Below are 17,200 nucleotides of genomic sequence, written 5' to 3' on the forward strand. Positions count from 1 at the left end.
CTATACTGTAGGCTGAATCTGGCCCAAGAAAAGATTGCGGACAGTTCGATTGACAAAACTGAGGTAATCGTCGATTTCTTCGTAAAGATTCAGTTCTTGGTCTTCTTCGGGATTGAGTTGCAAATTTTGTTGTTTTTCCAACAGTTCTTCTATGCGGTTTTTGACTGTTGTAGAGGCTCGGAAAATCGGTATTCCTTCCACTAATTCAATGCGAACTGCTCCTTCTATAGGCAGAGTCTCTCGCAGCTTTTCCAGTTTGGGCAGGACGATCATAATTGTTGATTTTATGGGTTTCAATTAAGATTATATCAATAAATTTTAAATCCGTCTAGATAGACTAAAAAATACCGAAGACCGAACCCCTAGTTTTAAAAAAAATCGGGGTTTTCAAAGCAGAGCGTTTTACTCTACAGCCAGCTATTTATCCATCTTTAATGGTTCTGACAGTGCTTCAGCGACCGCTTTTAAACTGCTGGAATGCCTCGCCATCATGGCATGGGCGAAAACAGACAATTTTACTTCTTTGGCCGCCGATATTTGGGAACTAGAAGCGGGTACGATGATGAAATCCCAATCAGTCCAAATCGAAGTAAAATTGAGCTTTTCCAACAAGACCGCATCTCGATTTAAATCTTCTAGAAAAGCACTGCCAGGACGCATTTGAACGCAGCCTTTTCCCCAGAGAGTGTAAGCCATCCAAGTACCGCTGTGAGGAGAAGATATGGCAATAAAGCGCTGCACTCGGTTAATGCCGCCTAACCTTTGCAGGTAGTAGCGAGTTACTAAACCGCCCATGCTCAATCCTACTATATCTAGATGCTGTTCGGGCGCAAAGGTTTTGTCTATATAATCTGCTATTTGTTGAGCTAATTCGTCTATGCTGGCGTTGCCCCAATGGGGCGAGAGATTGAGGGTGTAGACTGACCATCCCAGTTGGGTCAGGTAGGCAGACATTTTGTGAAAAATTCCCGATTTTCTGAAGATTCCGTGAATTAGTAAGACTGGATTGTGGCTGAAATTGCTATTCATTTTTAAGTGGAAATTTTATTTTCAATAGGTGCTTTTAGTTCTTCAACTAATGCGTTAATACTTAGGGGTTCTGTCACCATTTGGCGGTGCAGCAAAACGTTGACTTTAACTTCTTTGCCTACTGGTAGTTGGGAGCTGTTCGACGGTACAATCATTATGTCAAATGGCGTCCACATTGATGTAAAGTTTATGCGTTTGAGCATTGTCACATCTTGATTTAAATCGCGCAGCAAGCCACTATCGGGGCGCATATCCAGGTATCCTGGTAGGCGTAGGGAATAGGCGGTGAGGGTGCCGTGGTGGGGGGAAGAGATGGTGATGAAACGCTGTACGCGGTTGATTCCTCCGAGTCGCTGGACGTAGTAGCGGCTGACGATGCCGCCCATGCTGTAGCCTACTATGTCTAAAGATTGTTCTGGATCGAAGGTTTCACTGATGTAGTCTGCGAGTTGCTTGGCCAGAAAGTCGAGGCCGAGGCTGCCGTCGTTGGGGGTGAGGTTGAGGCTGTGGACTGACCATCCAAGTTGGGTGAGGCGGGCGGACATTGTGTTGAAAATAATCTTTGTGTCCCAGATGCCGTGTATGAGGATGACGGGATTGCGATCGAGCGAACTGTTCATTTGAAAATAAAATTTCTGGCTGATTACAGCATAAATCACTCCCCTAGGGAGTTTTACCCCTACTAGGACAGCTAGCGAATCGGATCGAGGTACGATCGACAATTAGTGGGAATCGCTAACAAATTCTGAGATACTTGTAAATAAGTGCAAAGCTGTGATGGTATTTATACCTAAAATTTGCTTGGATGAGGTAGCTTAAATACAGCTAAATGTAAATTTTGATTAAGAAATGTAGACAAAAGTTGCCTTACCTCGTAGTCTAACTTTGTTGACAAGCTTGTACAAATTTCTCTAAAAGAACAAAAGGAGTAAGTCTAATGTTTGGTTTTATCAAAAATTTCTTCGGCGGTATTTTCGGCTTTTTCGGCAGACTATTGGGCTTGAAAAAGTCTGAATATTTCCTAGATTTGGGCGAATCGGGAGCGAAGGAACCAGCAAAAGTTGCGCCTGCGAAAGCTGAGCCTGTTGCGATCGCACCAGCAAAATTTGAGCCTGCTAAGTCTGAGAAGTCTGAGAAGTCTGAGAAGTCTGAGAAGTCTGAACCTCCTAAGAAGGCTAAGGTAGAGAAAAAGTCGAAGAAAGAAAACGAACCAGTCGCTAGCGTTCCTGCTAATACTCCCGAACCTGTGAAGGTAGCAGCAGCGGCAGCAACTAACGGCAAAGTGCCGAGTCAAGCTGAACCGAATCGGACTTTTGCTCCTAATAATTTAATGCCGACACCAACTGGAAGTCGTCGGAGTCCTGGCCCCAGCATGAACAATTTCCGGGAAATGGCCCGTCAGGTAAAAACGAAGTAGGAAATTGGGAATTGATAATAGGGAATTGGGCATTGGATAATTCCCAATGCTGACGTTAACACATTAAAAATGGGATTCCTCATTTTTAATTTTAACTCTTTGTTCTATTCCCTATTTTCTGGGTTTCTGAGGAAGGCTAATCCGCTGTATAGCTGAAAAGCTGAGTCCCAAGGAGTTTCGGATTTGCGCTCGACTTCTATATGAGATTCGATCTTGCTCAACATATTAGTGTAATCGAGCACAGTCTCGGCAAAGGGCGTAAATTCTGACCAAACTGTAACGTCAAGCTGGCGATCGAATATTTCCAGTAAGTGATTCCAGTTAATTCGGGTGGTACTTTGAGGAATTTGTTGAGAGTTTTTGACTCTCGATGTTTTGTTTTTCGAGTTCGGTAAATTGGGGATCTCGGCTGAAGCTTTGGTGAAGTCAACTCCTTGTTGAAATTCGTAACTTTGGTCGCAAATTCGCAGAATGCAGTTTCTGCTGGGAATGTGTAAGTCACAGATTTGAGCGTAATCTTGCCTGATTTCTCTGTGGCGAAATTGGTCTTTTCTTCGGTTGGGCGAGTAGTCCATGACTTCGATGAACATCGGCAACAAGCCTTCTACTCTTTGGGTAACTTCTGACCAGCTAAATTCGATCGCACCGAGTCGATCGAGTTTATCTTTGCAAACAACGGCTGGGGAAGAGAGAGACTGGAAGTGCTGGACTCGGAAGATTTGGATTTTTTGAATATCGCTTAGGGTTGCCCAAAATACGGGAATGCCGGCGTTGAGGAGTTCTTGACCATAAATTCGGAGTTCGGCAATGGGGCCTGTTTTGTATAGTCTCCAGCCGCGGCTTTGGATTTGCATCCGCGTTGTGTAGGCGTCGATTTTAAATATTCTGCTGATATGTTGAATGGCTGCGGCTTTGTTTTCGGGACTCACGGGTTCGAGGATGAGGAGTCCGGGTTCGAGGTTGCTGGGGTCATTTTTGGCGGTTTCTATGGCTTGTTGCCGCAGGTTTTGTTGTGCGGTTTCAATCCGTTGAATAGCTTGGCGGGTCTGGGAGACGATTTTGGCGTTGGTGATGTCGCGGAGTATTTGTTTGTAGGTTGTTTGGGCTTTTTCGAGGTTGTTGGTGAGTTCGTAGTAGCGGGCGATATAGTATTGTACCCACGGATTTTCGGGGGATTCTTTTTGTAGTTGTTTGATGAGTTGGGCAGCTTGTTTGTAGTCTTTACCTTCTAGGGCGGCGGCTATTTGGTTGATGTCTGTCATGGCGATTGCGGGAATGGCGTTGTTTCTATCTTGGCTGATGTTTGGTTGGTTCCGCCAGTGGTTAACAATTTTTGCTGTTGTGTTAGTTTGGGATTTTGGGCTGTTGGGAAAAATTAATATTTGGATTTTTAACCGCAGATGAACGCGGATGTGTATAGATGTATGTTGACTGGATGTAAAAAAAATATAAGTTAAAGTTGATTGGAATTAACGCTTAATGTGTAAGTACCTTTGCTTGTGCGATCGCCTCCTTTAACAATTATTTTATAAGTGCCGTTACTAGGCAATTTTACAGTGAGTTGAGACTCTCGGCGATTCTGGGAGTTACCTGTTTTTTCGGCAATATTTTTGCCGCTGGTGTCGAACAGTGTTATGTTGTGGTCGAATGCTCTGCTTTTGAGGTCGATCGTAATAGGTTGACCAGCCCGTCCTTGGAAGGCGTGTTCGCGGGATTCGCCTTCTTTTAAGGTTTCTCGGCGCTCTAGGAGGGAGAGAGAGAGGTGACTTTTGGGCGATCGACATTGCTCAAATCTAAGCGGTAATTTGTGGTTGTTGCACCAGGGCCATTTCCGTTTCTGACTGCGATGATAAAGGCTGTTTTGTTGTTGGGGTCTCGGACTATTTTGTCAATAAATTGGGATTGTATTTGTTTTGCTGTTAGAGGTTTAGGTTGGTTGAAGTTGGGTTTTGAGGTACAGAAAAGCACGGCTCCGTCTAGATAGCGGGCGGCGTAGAACCAGTAGTTTTGACCGTTAGCTGTAAACTCGTTTCTGCTAAAGATAGTGAATCTTTCAAGTTGCGGTAGTTGCTGATTGCGCTGGCAATTTTTATCGATGTAGATTTCGTTGGCTGATGGCTGTCGCTGGGCGAAAACTGCTGGTACGGTTGTGGTTACAATTGCTGAGATGAGGGTGAGGGTGAGGGTGAAGGGCGATCTGCTTTTCATAAATACTTGTTTCTCTTTATTGTTGTCAGGTCTTGTACGCTGTACTTTCTATTCTATCTCTATTTTAAATACTGTTCTAGTTCCGCAGTGCGCTGTTTCGTCATGCGCTCCAAACATTCATTGAGGAAACCTCCATAACCCGTACCGCCACGACTTTTATAAACTTCAAATTCACAGGTTTTATCTCTTAACTTAATCCACCCTAATTGTGCTTCGGAAAGTAGCGCCCGCTCGTCGCCACTTAATTGGGAAATCAGTTGTTTGTAAACCTCGTTCAGTCGTTTGTCCGAGGCTTCGTACCTCAACCGAATACAAGCTCTGACTTGCACATCTCCTTGCGGGCGATCGCAATTAATCTGTTGAGCAATGGGAAAGCTCGGAGATTGTGCAGAAACTGATGTTGTACCGAAAATTGCCAAAAGCGCCTGAAGCGAAGCTATCCCGTAGGGAATCGACCAAAAGAGCGATCGACCTTTCCTCAACTCTATTTTCATTAACCTCAACCCACCTCTCTGATAAATTCTTTGTTATTTGTTGATATTAGCACTTCTCAAACACCGAGCCAATTAAAGATAAAGCCACAATCGGTGCTGTCACCGCTCTTAAAATTCTACTCCCCAAAGAAACAGCTTCAAAACCCCATTCGATCGCTCTTTTCACCTCACCCTCAGTCCATCCACCCTCCGGGCCAATAGCAATCACAATCGCTAATTCCTCTTGTTCTTGCTCCCCCCTTATTAAGGGGGGCTGGGGGGGATCGAATTCTTGCTCCCCCCTTATTAAGGGGGGCTGGGGGGGATCGAAACTCCCAATCAAACAATCCCACAAATGCCGATTTTTCCCGCGAGCAACACAAATATATCGATATTTTTGACCGCAATCTTTCGCAGCAACATCAAACGAAACAGGCTCTAAAATCGTCGGCACAAATTGACGTTCCGACTGTTCCGCTGCCTCCGCAGCAATTCTTCTCCACCGATCGACTTTTTGAGCACTTGGTTTGAGCAAAGTTCGATCGCTCGTCACGGGCACAATACTTGCCACACCCAACTCCGTCGCCTGTCTAACAACCTCGTCAAAGCCGTTTCCTTTGGGCAAAGCCGCCATCAAAGTCACTTCCACGGGTAGCTCCCTGTTAACAGCAATTTCCTCTGTTATCGAGGCAAATAACCCGGTTTCCCGTGCTTCTAGGACTGCTAACCACCAATGTCCCCGTCCGTCCATTGCAATAAATCGATCGCCCGCTTGCAAACGTAGCACTCGATTTAAATAATGCTGTTGTTCCCTAGTTAAGTCGATTTGGCGATCGCAAATTTGAGCGGCAGTAATTGCTAATCTTTGTAATTGAGGCATTAAATTTTGGATTGTTCGTTTTCTTATTAGAATTTTTTTTATTTAACCGCAGAGAACGCAGAGAACGCAGAGGAAGAGAGAATTAGGCGAGATAGGCAGGCGGGGTTTCAACAGTTCAAAAAACAATAAAGGCAAAGCATCTACAACGAGAATTATTTTACAAATTCAAGTTTTTTTCTGCAAATGCTCTGCCTTTATATTAGTGTTGCCAGAAGTCTATTGAATACAATCGAAAATCACAAAGCGAAAATCGAAAATTGGCTTATGCTTCCTCCTTAATCTTCTTTAAATAAGTGGAAATGGCTTCTGTAGCTAGCTGCGTGATTGGCTTGCCCTGACGGGCTGCTTCTTCCTTGAGCTCGTTGTAAATTTCATCGCGGACGCTAATTCGACGGCGGACTTTGCCACCGCCAGCAGTGGCAGTCTCATTTGCATCGTCGTTACTAGACGTAACATCTAATTCATTAATCTCAGTTGTCATCGAGTCAGCAGATTGGTAGTTGGTTACAAATTGACGGATAGATTCTAACCCGACGCGATCGCAAAAATTGCCAAAACTCTCGCTCAGTTGCCGTTTTTGCTTGAAATAAACAAAAATCGGCTCCAGAAAAGCTTCAAAATCCTTGACGTGCAGCTTTTCCTCAATTGGTTTTGCCAGCCGCGTTTGGTCGGGAGAACCGCCCAGCCAAATCTGGTAGGATTCCGGGGAACTCCCGACAAACCCCAATTCTGCCATATAAGGGCGGGCGCATCCATTTGGGCAACCAGTCATCCGCACCACTAAATGCTCGTCTGCCAAGCCCACTTTGGTTAAAAGTGCGCGAATCCGCTCTAAAATGCTCGGCATCACGCGCTCAGATTCGGTAATCGCCAGCCCGCAAGTTGGCATTGCTGGACAAGCCATCCCATAGCGAACTAAGGGGTCGATCGCAGTTTCCCGCTGAATGCCACATCGATCGAGTATTCCCTGAATTTCCTCTTTGATATCCGGCGAAATATCGTAAATCAGCACGTTTTGGTGCGGCGTCGCCAGTATCGGCAAGTTGTACTTCTGCACAATTTCCCGCAAAGCAGTTTTTAGCTGAAATGAACCTTCATCCTTGATCCGGCCATTGTCCACGGAAATGCCGACAAATAGCTTGCCGTCTCCTTGTTCATTCCAGCCCAAGAAATCCAAATACTTCCACTCAGGCAGCGGTTTAAAGGCTTCTAGGGGCTTGCCAAAATATTCGGCTACTTTTTCGCGGAACCACTGTACACCTTTGTCGTTGATCAGGTACTTCAGCCGCGCGTGCCGTCTGTCTGTGCGATCGCCAAAATCTCTTTGGGTTGCTACAATTGCCTTGACCAAATCGTAAACATCATCCTTGGCAACATAGCAAATCTCATCCGCAACCCGCGCAAAAGTCTCTTCTTTATTGTGAGTGCGGCCCAAACCGCCGCCAGCAAACACGTCAAAACCTTGCAACTCGCCAGCTTCATTGGTAATTACCACCAAGCTCAAATCCTGAGAGTACAAGTCAATTGAATTGTCTCCCGGCACCGTAACGGAACACTTGAACTTGCGCGGCATATAATGGCTGCCGTAAATCGGTTCTTCTTTGTCGCTAAAGATTGTGCCGTTGCCGTTTTTCTGTCTCGCGGCCTTCACTGCGGGGTCTTCCTCGGCCGAAACAGCTTTTTCGCCGTCCAACCAAATTTCGTAATAAGCACCGGTTTGCGGTGTCAGCAAATCGGCGACATTGTTGGCGTATTGCAGCGCATACTTGTATTCTGGGCGATTTTTGTACGGTGCTGGAGGCGCCATGACGTTGCGGTTCAAGTCGCCGCAAGCTCCCAAGGTTGACCCCATATTTTTAATAATTGAGGAAAACACTGCTTTAAGATTTTTTTTCAACACGCCGTGAAGTTGGAAACCTTGGCGCGTTGTGACGCGGAGCGTGTGGTTGCCGTATTCTTCAGATAGCTTGTCTAAAGCTAGGTATAATTGCGGCGGAGTAAACCCGCCGGGATTGCGGGTGCGGAGCATGAACTGATAATCTTTTTCTTGTCCTTTAACTCGATTGTCGCGATTGTCTTGCTGGTACGAGCCGTGAAATTTGAGAATCTGAAGCCCCTCTTCGGTGAAGTGGGTAGTTTCTTGTAACAGTTCAGTCGCAACGGGTTCTCGTAAATAGTTGCTGCGTTCTTTCAGACCTTCTGATTTAGAGGGCTTGCGCGCAACAGGGGTTGAAGTGGAAGATGTGATCATGGGAATGTATAGTGCCAGTTATAATTAGATACAGCCGATCGAATATTTCTTGACAATTTGACACTTGACAAATTTGTACTTGACAAATCTCCTCAGAAATGCTGTGTCGGATCTGTTGACAACTCGGTTAACAAGTAAGTTAACAAGTAAGTTAATAACGGTAATCCGCTAGGAATTCTGATGTTGTTCAATTGTAACACGATCGAGCCGGGGCTGAAAAATTGTAATTAAGAGTTTATACTTTGGTTCGCTTAAGTGTACGAAACTTTAGAAATAATTAACCTCAACCTTTGAAACTATGTCACTGTATGACGAAGACACCTTTGTGGTGTTAGAAACAAACCAGTCAGAGCAGTTTTTGACGGCGGCGGAACTGTTAGAAAAGCTGAAAGCCGTGTTAGCCGAGGAACATGAAGATTTGCCGCAGGATGTGCATAAAATATCTGGCGTGGAAGCTCAAGCTAAGTATTTAATTGATACTTATTGTGAATTAGATGTCGGGCAAGGAAAATATTTGCAGTGGTATGCAGTGCGTCTAGAAAAGTAATTTTGGGCATCGGGCATCGCGCATCGCGCATGGGGCATCGGGCCTGGGGAATTGGTTATTAGAACCAACAAGTAACAAAAAGTAATTTTGGGCATCGGGCATCGGGCATGGAGAATTGGTTATTAGAACCAACAAGTAACAAATAACAAATAACAACAAACAAATAATAACCAACAACTAACTCATGCCCTATGCCCTATGCCCCATCCCCAATTCCCAATTCCCAATTGTTAATCTTCTAACTGTTGAACCGATGATACTTCTACTGCGGTAACATCGATCGTACCGGGCGGTGTCAAGCGACTAAAATGACCTTCCTCTATTTTCAGAGGTTCGCCGCAGTTGGCACACTGAAACTGAGTTTGATTTAAAGCTGTAAATTCGTATTGGCAAACTGGACAACTGTCCTCAATTAAATTGCGTTTCAGCCACCACTGAAGCGCGAAAAATGCGACCACAGGCGTCAGCAACAAAAAAGCTACTAAAATCAACACTGATTTAACTATCCAACCCAAACCAATAGACACCAACAAATACGCGATGCCCAGCAGTATCAACCAATTGCTAATACGGGGTAGCTTGAAAGATATTTTGGGTGTGCCTTGGTTCACGGTGGTCTCCTTGGGTGTCTTTGCACGTAGGCATAACTCTATCCTACTCAGAAAATCACGCAGTTGTTCGAGTTAATTTTCCCATCATACACGGAGAAACCGCTCTCTACGTTATAAGTTAATCAGAGTGAGAGGGTTGAAAAATTCCTTGCAAGGATTGACAAAGGGATTCAAAACTAAATCTTGCGAGGGTTTGTTCCCTCAACCAATGGCGATCGCACCTTTTATCCTCCCCTCGCAGCATTTCCACACAAGCAACCGCTACTGCTGCCGAATCTCGGTGAGGAACTCGCCATCCCAGTTTACCATCTTGCAGCGGATCGGCTGACCCGTCCGCGTCCCCCGCCAGCACGGGTAATCCGCAAGCCAGCGCTTCCAAATAAACTATACCGAACCCTTCCTGGGAGGGCATTACATAAGCATCGGCCAACTGGTAATGTGCTGCTAAATTTTCTGTCGCTACAAAACCCGCAAATATTACTCTTTCGGTAACTCCCAAATCATCAGCGAGTTTGGCTAATCTCGATCGATCGTCTCCTCTGCCAATAACTAAGTATTTCACATTCGGAAAAGTTTTGGCTATTTGCGGCAAAGCTTGGATTGTGACATCGACGCCTTTGTAAATATCCGTCGATCGCAATCTGGCTACAGTCATCAATATTTTATCACCAACCAGATTGTACTGCTCTAATAAATCCTGTGGCTTGGGCCCAGTCGTAAATATATTTTCATCTACCGTACAAGGCACTATTTTGAATTTTTCGGGATTTAATTGGTTAATTTCGCAAGTGCGTGAAGCGAAGCTATCCCGTAGGGAATCGCGCGTGTACCTGCTAATAGTCCAAATACTATCAGCTTGACTCATTGCTGTTTGATATTTAGGCGGAAGCGGTTCCCACACTTCCTTGCCGTAAGTTAAAATTGTATAGGGAATTCCCAAGGGTTGGCACAAAATTTGAATTAGCGGTGCGAGTTTGATGTGGCCGCAAAAAACCCGCAGCGGTCGTTTTTGCAGCAAGCGAGTTAGTAATAGTGTAGCAAACTTAAGACGACCCAAGCCGGGATTCTCGGTTTTGAGGTAATAAAATTTCAGATTTTTTGACTCGTAAGGATTGTTGCAGTCTTCGGAATCTCGCAACAACAAAACTTCAGCTTGCGGCGGCGAGTTCGTGTTTCCGGTTATTGACACGTAAGCTTTGATAATGTCTTTAACGTAGGATTGAATGCCGCCTTCGCTGGCAAATATTTCTAGGAAACAGAATAGGTAATTTGTCGATCGCATCTCAGATTTACCCATTGACAGCGCAGACAATTATTGCAGTATAGTGACTTGGCCAAAAAGGGCGATCGCCATTATCCAGAGCTTTTAAACCATGTCACGATCACTGTAATTGCAGGTTTTACAGGCAAATATTTGACTTGCCTACTCTCACCGTTGGTTTTGAGCGACGATCGGCTTTTTTACTAGGGCTTTTTAATTAGCTGCATCGGTGAGTGCGATACTTTTTTTGCAGTTTACTATACTCTACCGTAATTGACTGTAAACTTAATGATTTTTTACAATATCCTACCCCAAGCAAAATTTAAGATTTATTAAGTTGGCGCGGCGTGTCCGAGCAGACTGAGGATTAGCAGAACGGTGCCGATCGAGGATGTCGCATTTTTAGTCTTTGGCAAAAGTATTGTATATCCACAGATAGATATAGAGCGCCTATTTAATTGTTATCATCAGCAACATAGAGAGTTAAATTTAATATGACTCGACCAGGTTTTAAAAGCAATTTCTGAAAGATTTTGTTGAAAATATTCTCCTAAAAATTTGTCACGCATTGAGAAAATAATGCTCATAAAGCATTAAAAAAAATTAATATCGTTGATTATTTTGGCATCGAGGAGATAGTTTAAATATTCATATCTTTTCGGTTAACAAAAGTAGTCTGGCGAGCCGATCGAGAAAGTTTTACGAGAATAAAATAAACACTATCTCGTACAATCATGTACAAAGAAAAGCCGCTCACCTAAAACATTAGGTATTCGAGCTTAAACCTAATAAAAGCTAATGTTAGGTTGGCAACGTCATATTTACGAGCGACTCTCTCCAAACGAGCATTCATTGGAGTTTGAGGTGAAACGAGTAACGATCGCACTCAGTCTTTTTAGTCTACTCAGCAGCACTCTGGCAAGTTGCACCGCAGCTTCCCAGAACGCTCAAAACAGCACGCAAAAAAGCAACTCCGAACTTTCATCAGTTGCTGTAGCAGTCCGCGACCTCGGCAACCCCTTCTTCGTACAAGTTGGCAAGGGCGCTGAGGCCGCAGCCAAGAAAATCGGCGGTCCAAACGTGAGGACAACTCTCGTTTCCAGCGGCGACGATTTAAATCAGCAATTTAATCAAATCGAAAACTTTATTGCCTCTAATGTCAGCATGATTGTACTCAATGCTGCTGACACAAAAGGCATTGCCCCCGCTGTCGAAAAAGCCAAGCAAGCCGGAATTCCGATAATTGCAGTTGATACCGCCGCCGAGGGAGGCGTTGATGCCACAGTTACTTCAAATAACGTGCAAGCTGGCGAAGTAAGCTGTCAATATATAGCCGATCGCTTGAAAGGAAAAGGCAGCGTTGTGATTATCAACGGGCCTCCCGTCGCTTCAGTGGTCGAGCGAGTTCAGGGGTGCCAGAGTGTCTTCTCCAAATATCCAGATCTCAAAGTTCTTTCCAAAGATCAGAACGCTGAAGGCAGCCGCGATGGCGGATTGAGAGTGATGAGCGATTTGCTTACTTCCTTCCCAAAAATTGATGCTGTTTTTGCAATTAATGACCCCAGCGCCATTGGTGCAGAATTAGCAGCCAAACAAGCACAAAGGAGCGAGTTTTTCATTGTGGGAGTTGATGGTGCACCTGAAGCTTTAGATGCGCTCAAGCAGAACAACAGTCTCTTTGTGGCTACAGCAGCTCAAGATCCATTTCGCATGGCAGCCAAAGCCGTTGAAGTCGGGAACAACATTCTCAAAGGAAACAAGCCAGCCAATCCAAACATTCTGATTCCAGTCACGCTGATTACTCGCGAAAACGTCAATCAACATAAAGGCTGGACAAGTGAATAAATCAGGACTCGCTGGAAATTGAGTTGTTTGCGAAATTACTTCTTTTTAGTAGTCATTCGGCTATTGTCAGGAGTAAAAGTTGGCAATGCGTACCTACAGATATACCTGCAATTAATTTCACAAATTGATGCAGCAGACCTAGACTTGTAATTCGCATAAAATTACGGTACTTGCGATGGTAAATAGCACTCAAGATTCAATTAAAACTAAGCCCGTCCTCGAAATGCAAGGTATTACAAAAACCTTTAACGGTTTTATAGCCTTGCACGATGTAAATATCACCGTTTACCCGGGCGAAGTCCACGCCCTGATGGGGGAAAACGGCGCGGGTAAAAGTACGCTGATGAAAATTCTGGCGGGAGCCTACATAGCCGATGCAGGCGAAATCAAAATTGACGGTCAACCTGTTAAGATGACAGACCCCGGTCAAGCCAGAAATTTAGGGATAGCGATTATTTATCAAGAACTCAATCTCGCCCCCAATCTAACAGTTGCTGAAAACATTTTTATGGGCAGCGAGCTGAAGAAAGGAGGTACATTTCTAGACCAAGATGAAATGCGACGTAGGGCCGCTGAGGTATTAAAAAACCTCGATGCAAGTTTTGAGGCTGGAGACCTGGTTTCGACACTTTCAATTGCCGAACAGCAGCAAGTGGAAATAGCTAGGGCGCTCAAAGATAAAAGCCGAATTTTAGTGATGGACGAGCCGACCGCCGCGCTTTCAGACCGCGAAACAGATAAACTTTTTGAAGTGGTTCGCCGCTTGCGGAATGAGGGGATTGCTATTATTTATATCAGCCACCGGATGGCAGAAATTTATGCCCTTGCCGATCGCGTCAGCGTCATCCGAGATGGCGGGTATATTGGCTCTCTGGAAAAGCACGAAATTTCTGCCGAACGCTTGGTGGAAATGATGGTGGGTCGTTCTTTACAGGATTTGTACGAAAACAAGCATCAAATAACACCGGGTGAAGTTGTTCTTGAGGTAACAAATTTAAGCGACGGCCACAAAGTAAAGCCTGCCAGTTTTCAACTTCATGCGGGCGAAATTTTGGGTTTAGCGGGTTTAGTTGGCGCTGGCAGAACAGAACTTGCCCGCCTGATTTTTGGTGCAGATCGAAAAACAAGCGGTGAAATCAAACTCGAAAATCGTCCTCTCAATGTCTCGACGCCCAATGAAGCAATGGCTGCCGGAATTGCTTACGTGCCCGAAGACCGCAAGGCTCTCGGACTATTTTTAGAGGCAAGTTCGGGTGAAAATATCACCATGAATGTCCTCGATCGAGAAGCAAAAGCTGGCATTATTAACTCAAATTTTCTGTTGAAAATTGTCAATGATGCTATTAATAATTTGCAGATTCGCCTTGCAAGTCCGAGCATCAGGGCAATGGATCTTTCTGGGGGGAATCAGCAGAAGTTGCTGCTAGCCCGTTGGTTAGCTATCAACCCAAAGGTACTTTTGCTAGATGAACCGACGCGAGGTGTGGACATTGGCGCAAAAAGCGAAATTTATCGAATTATTAGCGATTTGGCAGCCAAAGGTGTAGCTATTTTGATGATTTCCAGCGAACTGCCTGAAATTGTGGGAATGAGCGATCGCGTCTTAGTAATGCGATCGGGAAGCCTCGTCGGTGAAGTAGGTGGCTCGACTGGGGAAAAGATTACGCAAGAAAACATTATGGCTTATGCCACTGGTGCAAAAGAGGTAGTAAAATCATGAGTCAAACGCAAACAAAAACCAGCAGAAGTTCAGGGAGCGATCGGCAGAAAACAAGTAAAACTCAAGCTTGGAGAAATTTTATCCAAGTTGCTGGCATCCTACCGATTTTGCTTGCTATCTGTATAATTTTTTCCCTGGTAACCCCCAACTTTCTTTCATTAGGAAATTTGATTAATGTCATTCGGCAAGCATCGATCAATATTGTCCTAGCTACCGGCATGACTTTTGTGATTTTGACGGGCGGAATTGACCTTTCAGTGGGGTCAATTTTGGGCGTGACGGCAGTTGTCGGCGTGCTGGTTTCCTTAGTTCCAGGTCTGGGTTGGTTTGCCGTACCGGCTGCGTTAATAGCCGGAGTCTTTTTGGGATTGCTTAACGGCTCCCTAGTTGCCTATTTAGGTTTGCCTCCGTTCATCGTAACCCTCGGTTCTTACACAGCTTTGCGGGGAGTTGCTTATTTAGTAGCTAACGGCACTACCGTTATCAATAGAAATCTGAATTTTGCTTGGGTAGGCAACAATTATGTCGGCCCAATTCCCTGGTTGGTTATTATCGCTTTCCTAGCAGTTTTAGCGAGTTGGTTTGTTTTGCGGCGGACTGTTCTTGGGAGGCATATTTACGCCGTGGGAGGCAACATTCGGGCAGCACGGTTGACAGGTATTAAGGTGAGTCGGGTGCTGTTATTTGTCTATGGCGTCAGTGGCTTGCTGTCTGGTTTAGGTGGAATAATGAGCGCGTCGCGCCTCTACAGTGCGACGGGGATGTTGGGGCAAGGCTACGAATTAGATGCGATCGCTGCTGTAATTTTGGGAGGAACGAGTTTTACAGGTGGAATTGGCACTATTTGGGGTACTTTGCTGGGGGCTTTAATTATTGCCCTGCTCAACAATGGACTAACTCTCATGAATGTGTCTTTCTTCTGGCAGTTAGTTGTTAAAGGTCTGGTGATAATTATCGCAGTGACGATTGACAAACTTCGCACCGGTCCAAGCGCAGCGTAAAGGTATTGCTAATTCGGTCAATCGGTTCCTTATGAGGAGCTTTGTCCTATGCACATTCAGCATTTTCCTCACCTGATTACTGCTTTTATACTGGGAACACCTGGTGTATTTCTACTAACATCATCCCCAAGTTTTGCAGTTCCAATTGATAGATTAGTTGCTCCTGAACCGTTAAATACCTTGGCAGAAGACCCCTTAGCGCAGGTGAATTCTGTCTCTCAACTCTCGGATGTAAAACCCACTGACTGGGCGTTTCAGGCGCTGCAATCTCTAGTAGAACGCTACGGCTGCATTGTCGGTTATCCTGACGGCACTTACAGAGGAAACCGGGCGCTGACGCGGTACGAATTTGCCGCAGGATTGAATAGCTGTCTCGATCGAGTCAGCGAACTAATTGCCGCAGGAACAACCAACCTGATTACTGGGGAAGATTTAGCGATCGTCCAAAAACTGCAAGAAGAATTTGCAACTGAATTATCAGTGTTGCGGGGTCGAGTCGATGCTCTCGATGCACGCACAGCCGAACTAGAAGCGAATCAGTTCTCGACTACGACGAAGCTGAATGCGGAAATTATCGTGGTGGTAACAGATACCTCCGGCAACAGTGTTGGGGATTCGCGCGATCGCACCAACACTATTGTTGCCAACCGGGGGCGATTAAATTTTGAAACCAGCTTCACTGGTCGCGATATGCTGAGAACCCGTTTGGAATTCGGCAACTTGGGCAGGAGGATTGCCGATGAGACGGGTACAAATATGACGGCCTTGAACTTTGATGGAAATGTCGATAACACAATCACCGTCCCTCACGTATTGTATGTCACCCCGCTGACCTCTAATCTGGCGCTGACCGTCGGCCCCACAGGTGTCGGGTATCCCGATATTACGGATTTGCTGACTCCTCCAACGATCGCCAGCGATAGTGAGGGAATTCCCTCGAAGTTCGGACAATACAATCCCCTCTACCGCCGGGGAGGTGGCGGTGCTGCTGTCAACTGGACGATCGTCAAAAACCTCACCCTGACTGTGGGCTATGTAGCCGGAAATCCAAATCTCTCGCAGCAAAGTAACGGTTTATTCAACGGTTCCTACAATGCTCTGGTTCAGCTTGCCTACCGGGGCGATCGCGGAGCCATTGGCGTAGCCTATTCTCGTACCTTTGCACCAAGCGGTAAAGCCGACCTCACAGGCGGTACGGGCAGTTTTCTGGCTGCGCGACCGTTTGGGGACAATATTGCTACATCCAGCGATTCTGTAGGCGTACAAGGATTTTACCGCCTTGCTCCCCGGTTGCAAGTTCACGGTTGGGGCGTTTATACTCGCGCCAATGCAGAAAATTCTGGTGTTAGCACCGTTTCTGATGGTAGAGGTGGCGTGGTTTTGCTAAATGTTGACGGTGACGATCGCGCCGATATTGTGTATGCAGCGATCGGGATCAGTTTCCCAGATGTGGGAGGTGAAGGCAACCTACCGGGGATTTTAGTGGGTTTACCAGGTCGCGTGACGAGCAGTAATGTGCGCCGCGAGCGAGATACTTCCTATCACATTGAAGCCTTCTATCGCTTTCAGGTCAACGACAACATTTCTATCACCCCTGCTGCTTGGGTCGTTGTTAATCCTGAGAATGACAGCCGCAACGACACTCAATGGGTTTGGTTGCTTCGCACGGGCTTTAACTTTTAACCAGAAAGATATTTTAGGGCTTACTAACCTAGTCTTGGACGCAAAAACCCGGTTTCTTGACGTAATTGCCTCATTTGAGACGATAATCGCGAGAAACTGGGTTTTTTAGACTGATAGTGCATCCAGGGCTTCAATTCTATGCCACACAACAAAAAACCCCTACCATCGCTGGCTGGGGTAGAAAATTATCAGGGTGCATCTACTAATATTTGCAACTATAACATACATTTGTGGGGTGTCACCCTTCATGGGTGACACCCAACGAGGAATTTAG

The 17,200-nt window shown here is 45.5% G+C and carries 17 protein-coding genes; 7 read left to right on the plus strand and 10 right to left on the minus strand.

Going from position 1 to position 17,200, the window contains the following annotated elements; translation table 11 throughout:
- The 3 genes from QUB37_RS00525 to QUB37_RS00535 all read right to left on the minus strand — a co-directional run bounded on the left by QUB37_RS00525 (position 1) and on the right by QUB37_RS00535 (position 1,649).
- A complete protein-coding gene (locus tag QUB37_RS00525; RefSeq protein WP_333158061.1) occupies positions 1-273 on the minus strand; it encodes a hypothetical protein in 273 nt (90 codons plus the stop codon).
- A 144-nt stretch (positions 274-417) separates the two neighbouring features.
- Positions 418-1,029, minus strand: a complete 612-nt coding sequence (locus tag QUB37_RS00530; protein WP_333158063.1) for an alpha/beta fold hydrolase — start codon at positions 1,027-1,029, stop codon at positions 418-420.
- A 2-nt stretch (positions 1,030-1,031) separates the two neighbouring features.
- Positions 1,032-1,649 carry a triacylglycerol lipase gene (locus QUB37_RS00535; RefSeq protein ID WP_333158065.1) on the minus strand — a complete coding sequence of 206 codons (618 nt, stop codon included), beginning with the start codon at positions 1,647-1,649 and terminating at the stop codon, positions 1,032-1,034.
- A 317-nt stretch (positions 1,650-1,966) separates the two neighbouring features.
- Between QUB37_RS00535 and QUB37_RS00540 the strand changes: the two genes are divergently transcribed.
- Positions 1,967-2,446, plus strand: a complete 480-nt coding sequence (locus QUB37_RS00540; RefSeq protein ID WP_333158067.1) for a hypothetical protein — start codon at positions 1,967-1,969, stop codon at positions 2,444-2,446.
- A gap of 104 nt (positions 2,447-2,550) precedes the next feature.
- On the opposite strand, the gene QUB37_RS00545 is transcribed toward QUB37_RS00540, so the two are convergent.
- The gene (locus QUB37_RS00545; RefSeq protein WP_333158069.1) at positions 2,551-3,708 is read right to left on the minus strand and encodes a tetratricopeptide repeat protein; all 1,158 of its coding nucleotides are present in this window, start codon (positions 3,706-3,708) and stop codon (positions 2,551-2,553) included.
- A gap of 13 nt (positions 3,709-3,721) precedes the next feature.
- Here QUB37_RS00545 and QUB37_RS00550 point away from each other — a divergent pair, with 13 nt between their 5' ends.
- On the plus strand, positions 3,722-3,850 hold the full coding sequence (locus QUB37_RS00550) for a hypothetical protein (protein ID WP_333158072.1): 129 nt from the start codon (positions 3,722-3,724) through the stop codon (positions 3,848-3,850).
- Positions 3,851-4,189: 339 nt separating this feature from the next.
- Here the strand turns inward: QUB37_RS00550 and QUB37_RS00555 are convergent, their stop codons facing one another.
- The 4 genes from QUB37_RS00555 to sir all read right to left on the minus strand — a co-directional run bounded on the left by QUB37_RS00555 (position 4,190) and on the right by sir (position 8,258).
- Complete coding sequence (locus QUB37_RS00555; RefSeq protein WP_333158074.1) at positions 4,190-4,654, minus strand: hypothetical protein; 465 nt, start codon at positions 4,652-4,654, stop codon at positions 4,190-4,192.
- A 59-nt stretch (positions 4,655-4,713) separates the two neighbouring features.
- On the minus strand, positions 4,714-5,148 hold the full coding sequence (locus tag QUB37_RS00560) for a lysozyme inhibitor LprI family protein (RefSeq protein ID WP_333158076.1): 435 nt from the start codon (positions 5,146-5,148) through the stop codon (positions 4,714-4,716).
- A gap of 46 nt (positions 5,149-5,194) precedes the next feature.
- Entirely contained in the window at positions 5,195-6,007 is an 813-nt protein-coding gene (locus QUB37_RS00565; RefSeq protein ID WP_333158078.1) for a 16S rRNA (uracil(1498)-N(3))-methyltransferase, read from the minus strand.
- A gap of 262 nt (positions 6,008-6,269) precedes the next feature.
- Positions 6,270-8,258, minus strand: coding sequence for a sulfite reductase, ferredoxin dependent (gene sir / locus QUB37_RS00570; RefSeq protein ID WP_333158080.1), 1,989 nt, complete (start codon positions 8,256-8,258; stop codon positions 6,270-6,272).
- Positions 8,259-8,556: 298 nt separating this feature from the next.
- Here sir and QUB37_RS00575 point away from each other — a divergent pair, with 298 nt between their 5' ends.
- Positions 8,557-8,805, plus strand: a complete 249-nt coding sequence (locus tag QUB37_RS00575) for a chlororespiratory reduction protein 7 (protein WP_333158082.1) — start codon at positions 8,557-8,559, stop codon at positions 8,803-8,805.
- A gap of 230 nt (positions 8,806-9,035) precedes the next feature.
- Here QUB37_RS00575 and QUB37_RS00580 read toward each other — a convergent pair whose 3' ends face one another.
- Both QUB37_RS00580 and QUB37_RS00585 read right to left on the minus strand, forming a co-directional pair.
- Entirely contained in the window at positions 9,036-9,416 is a 381-nt protein-coding gene (locus QUB37_RS00580) for a hypothetical protein (RefSeq protein WP_333158084.1), read from the minus strand.
- 118 nt (positions 9,417-9,534) lie between these two features.
- Positions 9,535-10,713 (minus strand): glycosyltransferase family 4 protein, encoded by a 1,179-nt coding sequence (locus tag QUB37_RS00585; RefSeq protein WP_333158086.1) that lies wholly within the window; start codon positions 10,711-10,713, stop codon positions 9,535-9,537.
- A 762-nt stretch (positions 10,714-11,475) separates the two neighbouring features.
- Between QUB37_RS00585 and QUB37_RS00590 the strand changes: the two genes are divergently transcribed.
- The 4 genes from QUB37_RS00590 to QUB37_RS00605 all read left to right on the plus strand — a co-directional run bounded on the left by QUB37_RS00590 (position 11,476) and on the right by QUB37_RS00605 (position 16,926).
- Positions 11,476-12,522, plus strand: a complete 1,047-nt coding sequence (locus QUB37_RS00590) for an ABC transporter substrate-binding protein (RefSeq protein ID WP_333158089.1) — start codon at positions 11,476-11,478, stop codon at positions 12,520-12,522.
- A gap of 175 nt (positions 12,523-12,697) precedes the next feature.
- Entirely contained in the window at positions 12,698-14,242 is a 1,545-nt protein-coding gene (locus QUB37_RS00595; RefSeq protein ID WP_333158091.1) for a sugar ABC transporter ATP-binding protein, read from the plus strand.
- Positions 14,239-15,243: an ABC transporter permease subunit gene (locus QUB37_RS00600; RefSeq protein WP_333158093.1), complete on the plus strand. Its 1,005-nt coding sequence runs from the start codon at positions 14,239-14,241 to the stop codon at positions 15,241-15,243. The genes QUB37_RS00595 and QUB37_RS00600 overlap by 4 nt, the downstream gene beginning before the upstream one ends.
- A 48-nt stretch (positions 15,244-15,291) precedes the next feature.
- A complete protein-coding gene (locus tag QUB37_RS00605; protein ID WP_333158095.1) occupies positions 15,292-16,926 on the plus strand; it encodes an iron uptake porin in 1,635 nt (544 codons plus the stop codon).
- Positions 16,927-17,200: the final 274 nt, after the last annotated feature.

Source organism: Microcoleus sp. AT3-A2, from assembly GCF_036705685.1.
Lineage (GTDB): Bacteria > Cyanobacteriota > Cyanobacteriia > Cyanobacteriales > Microcoleaceae > Microcoleus.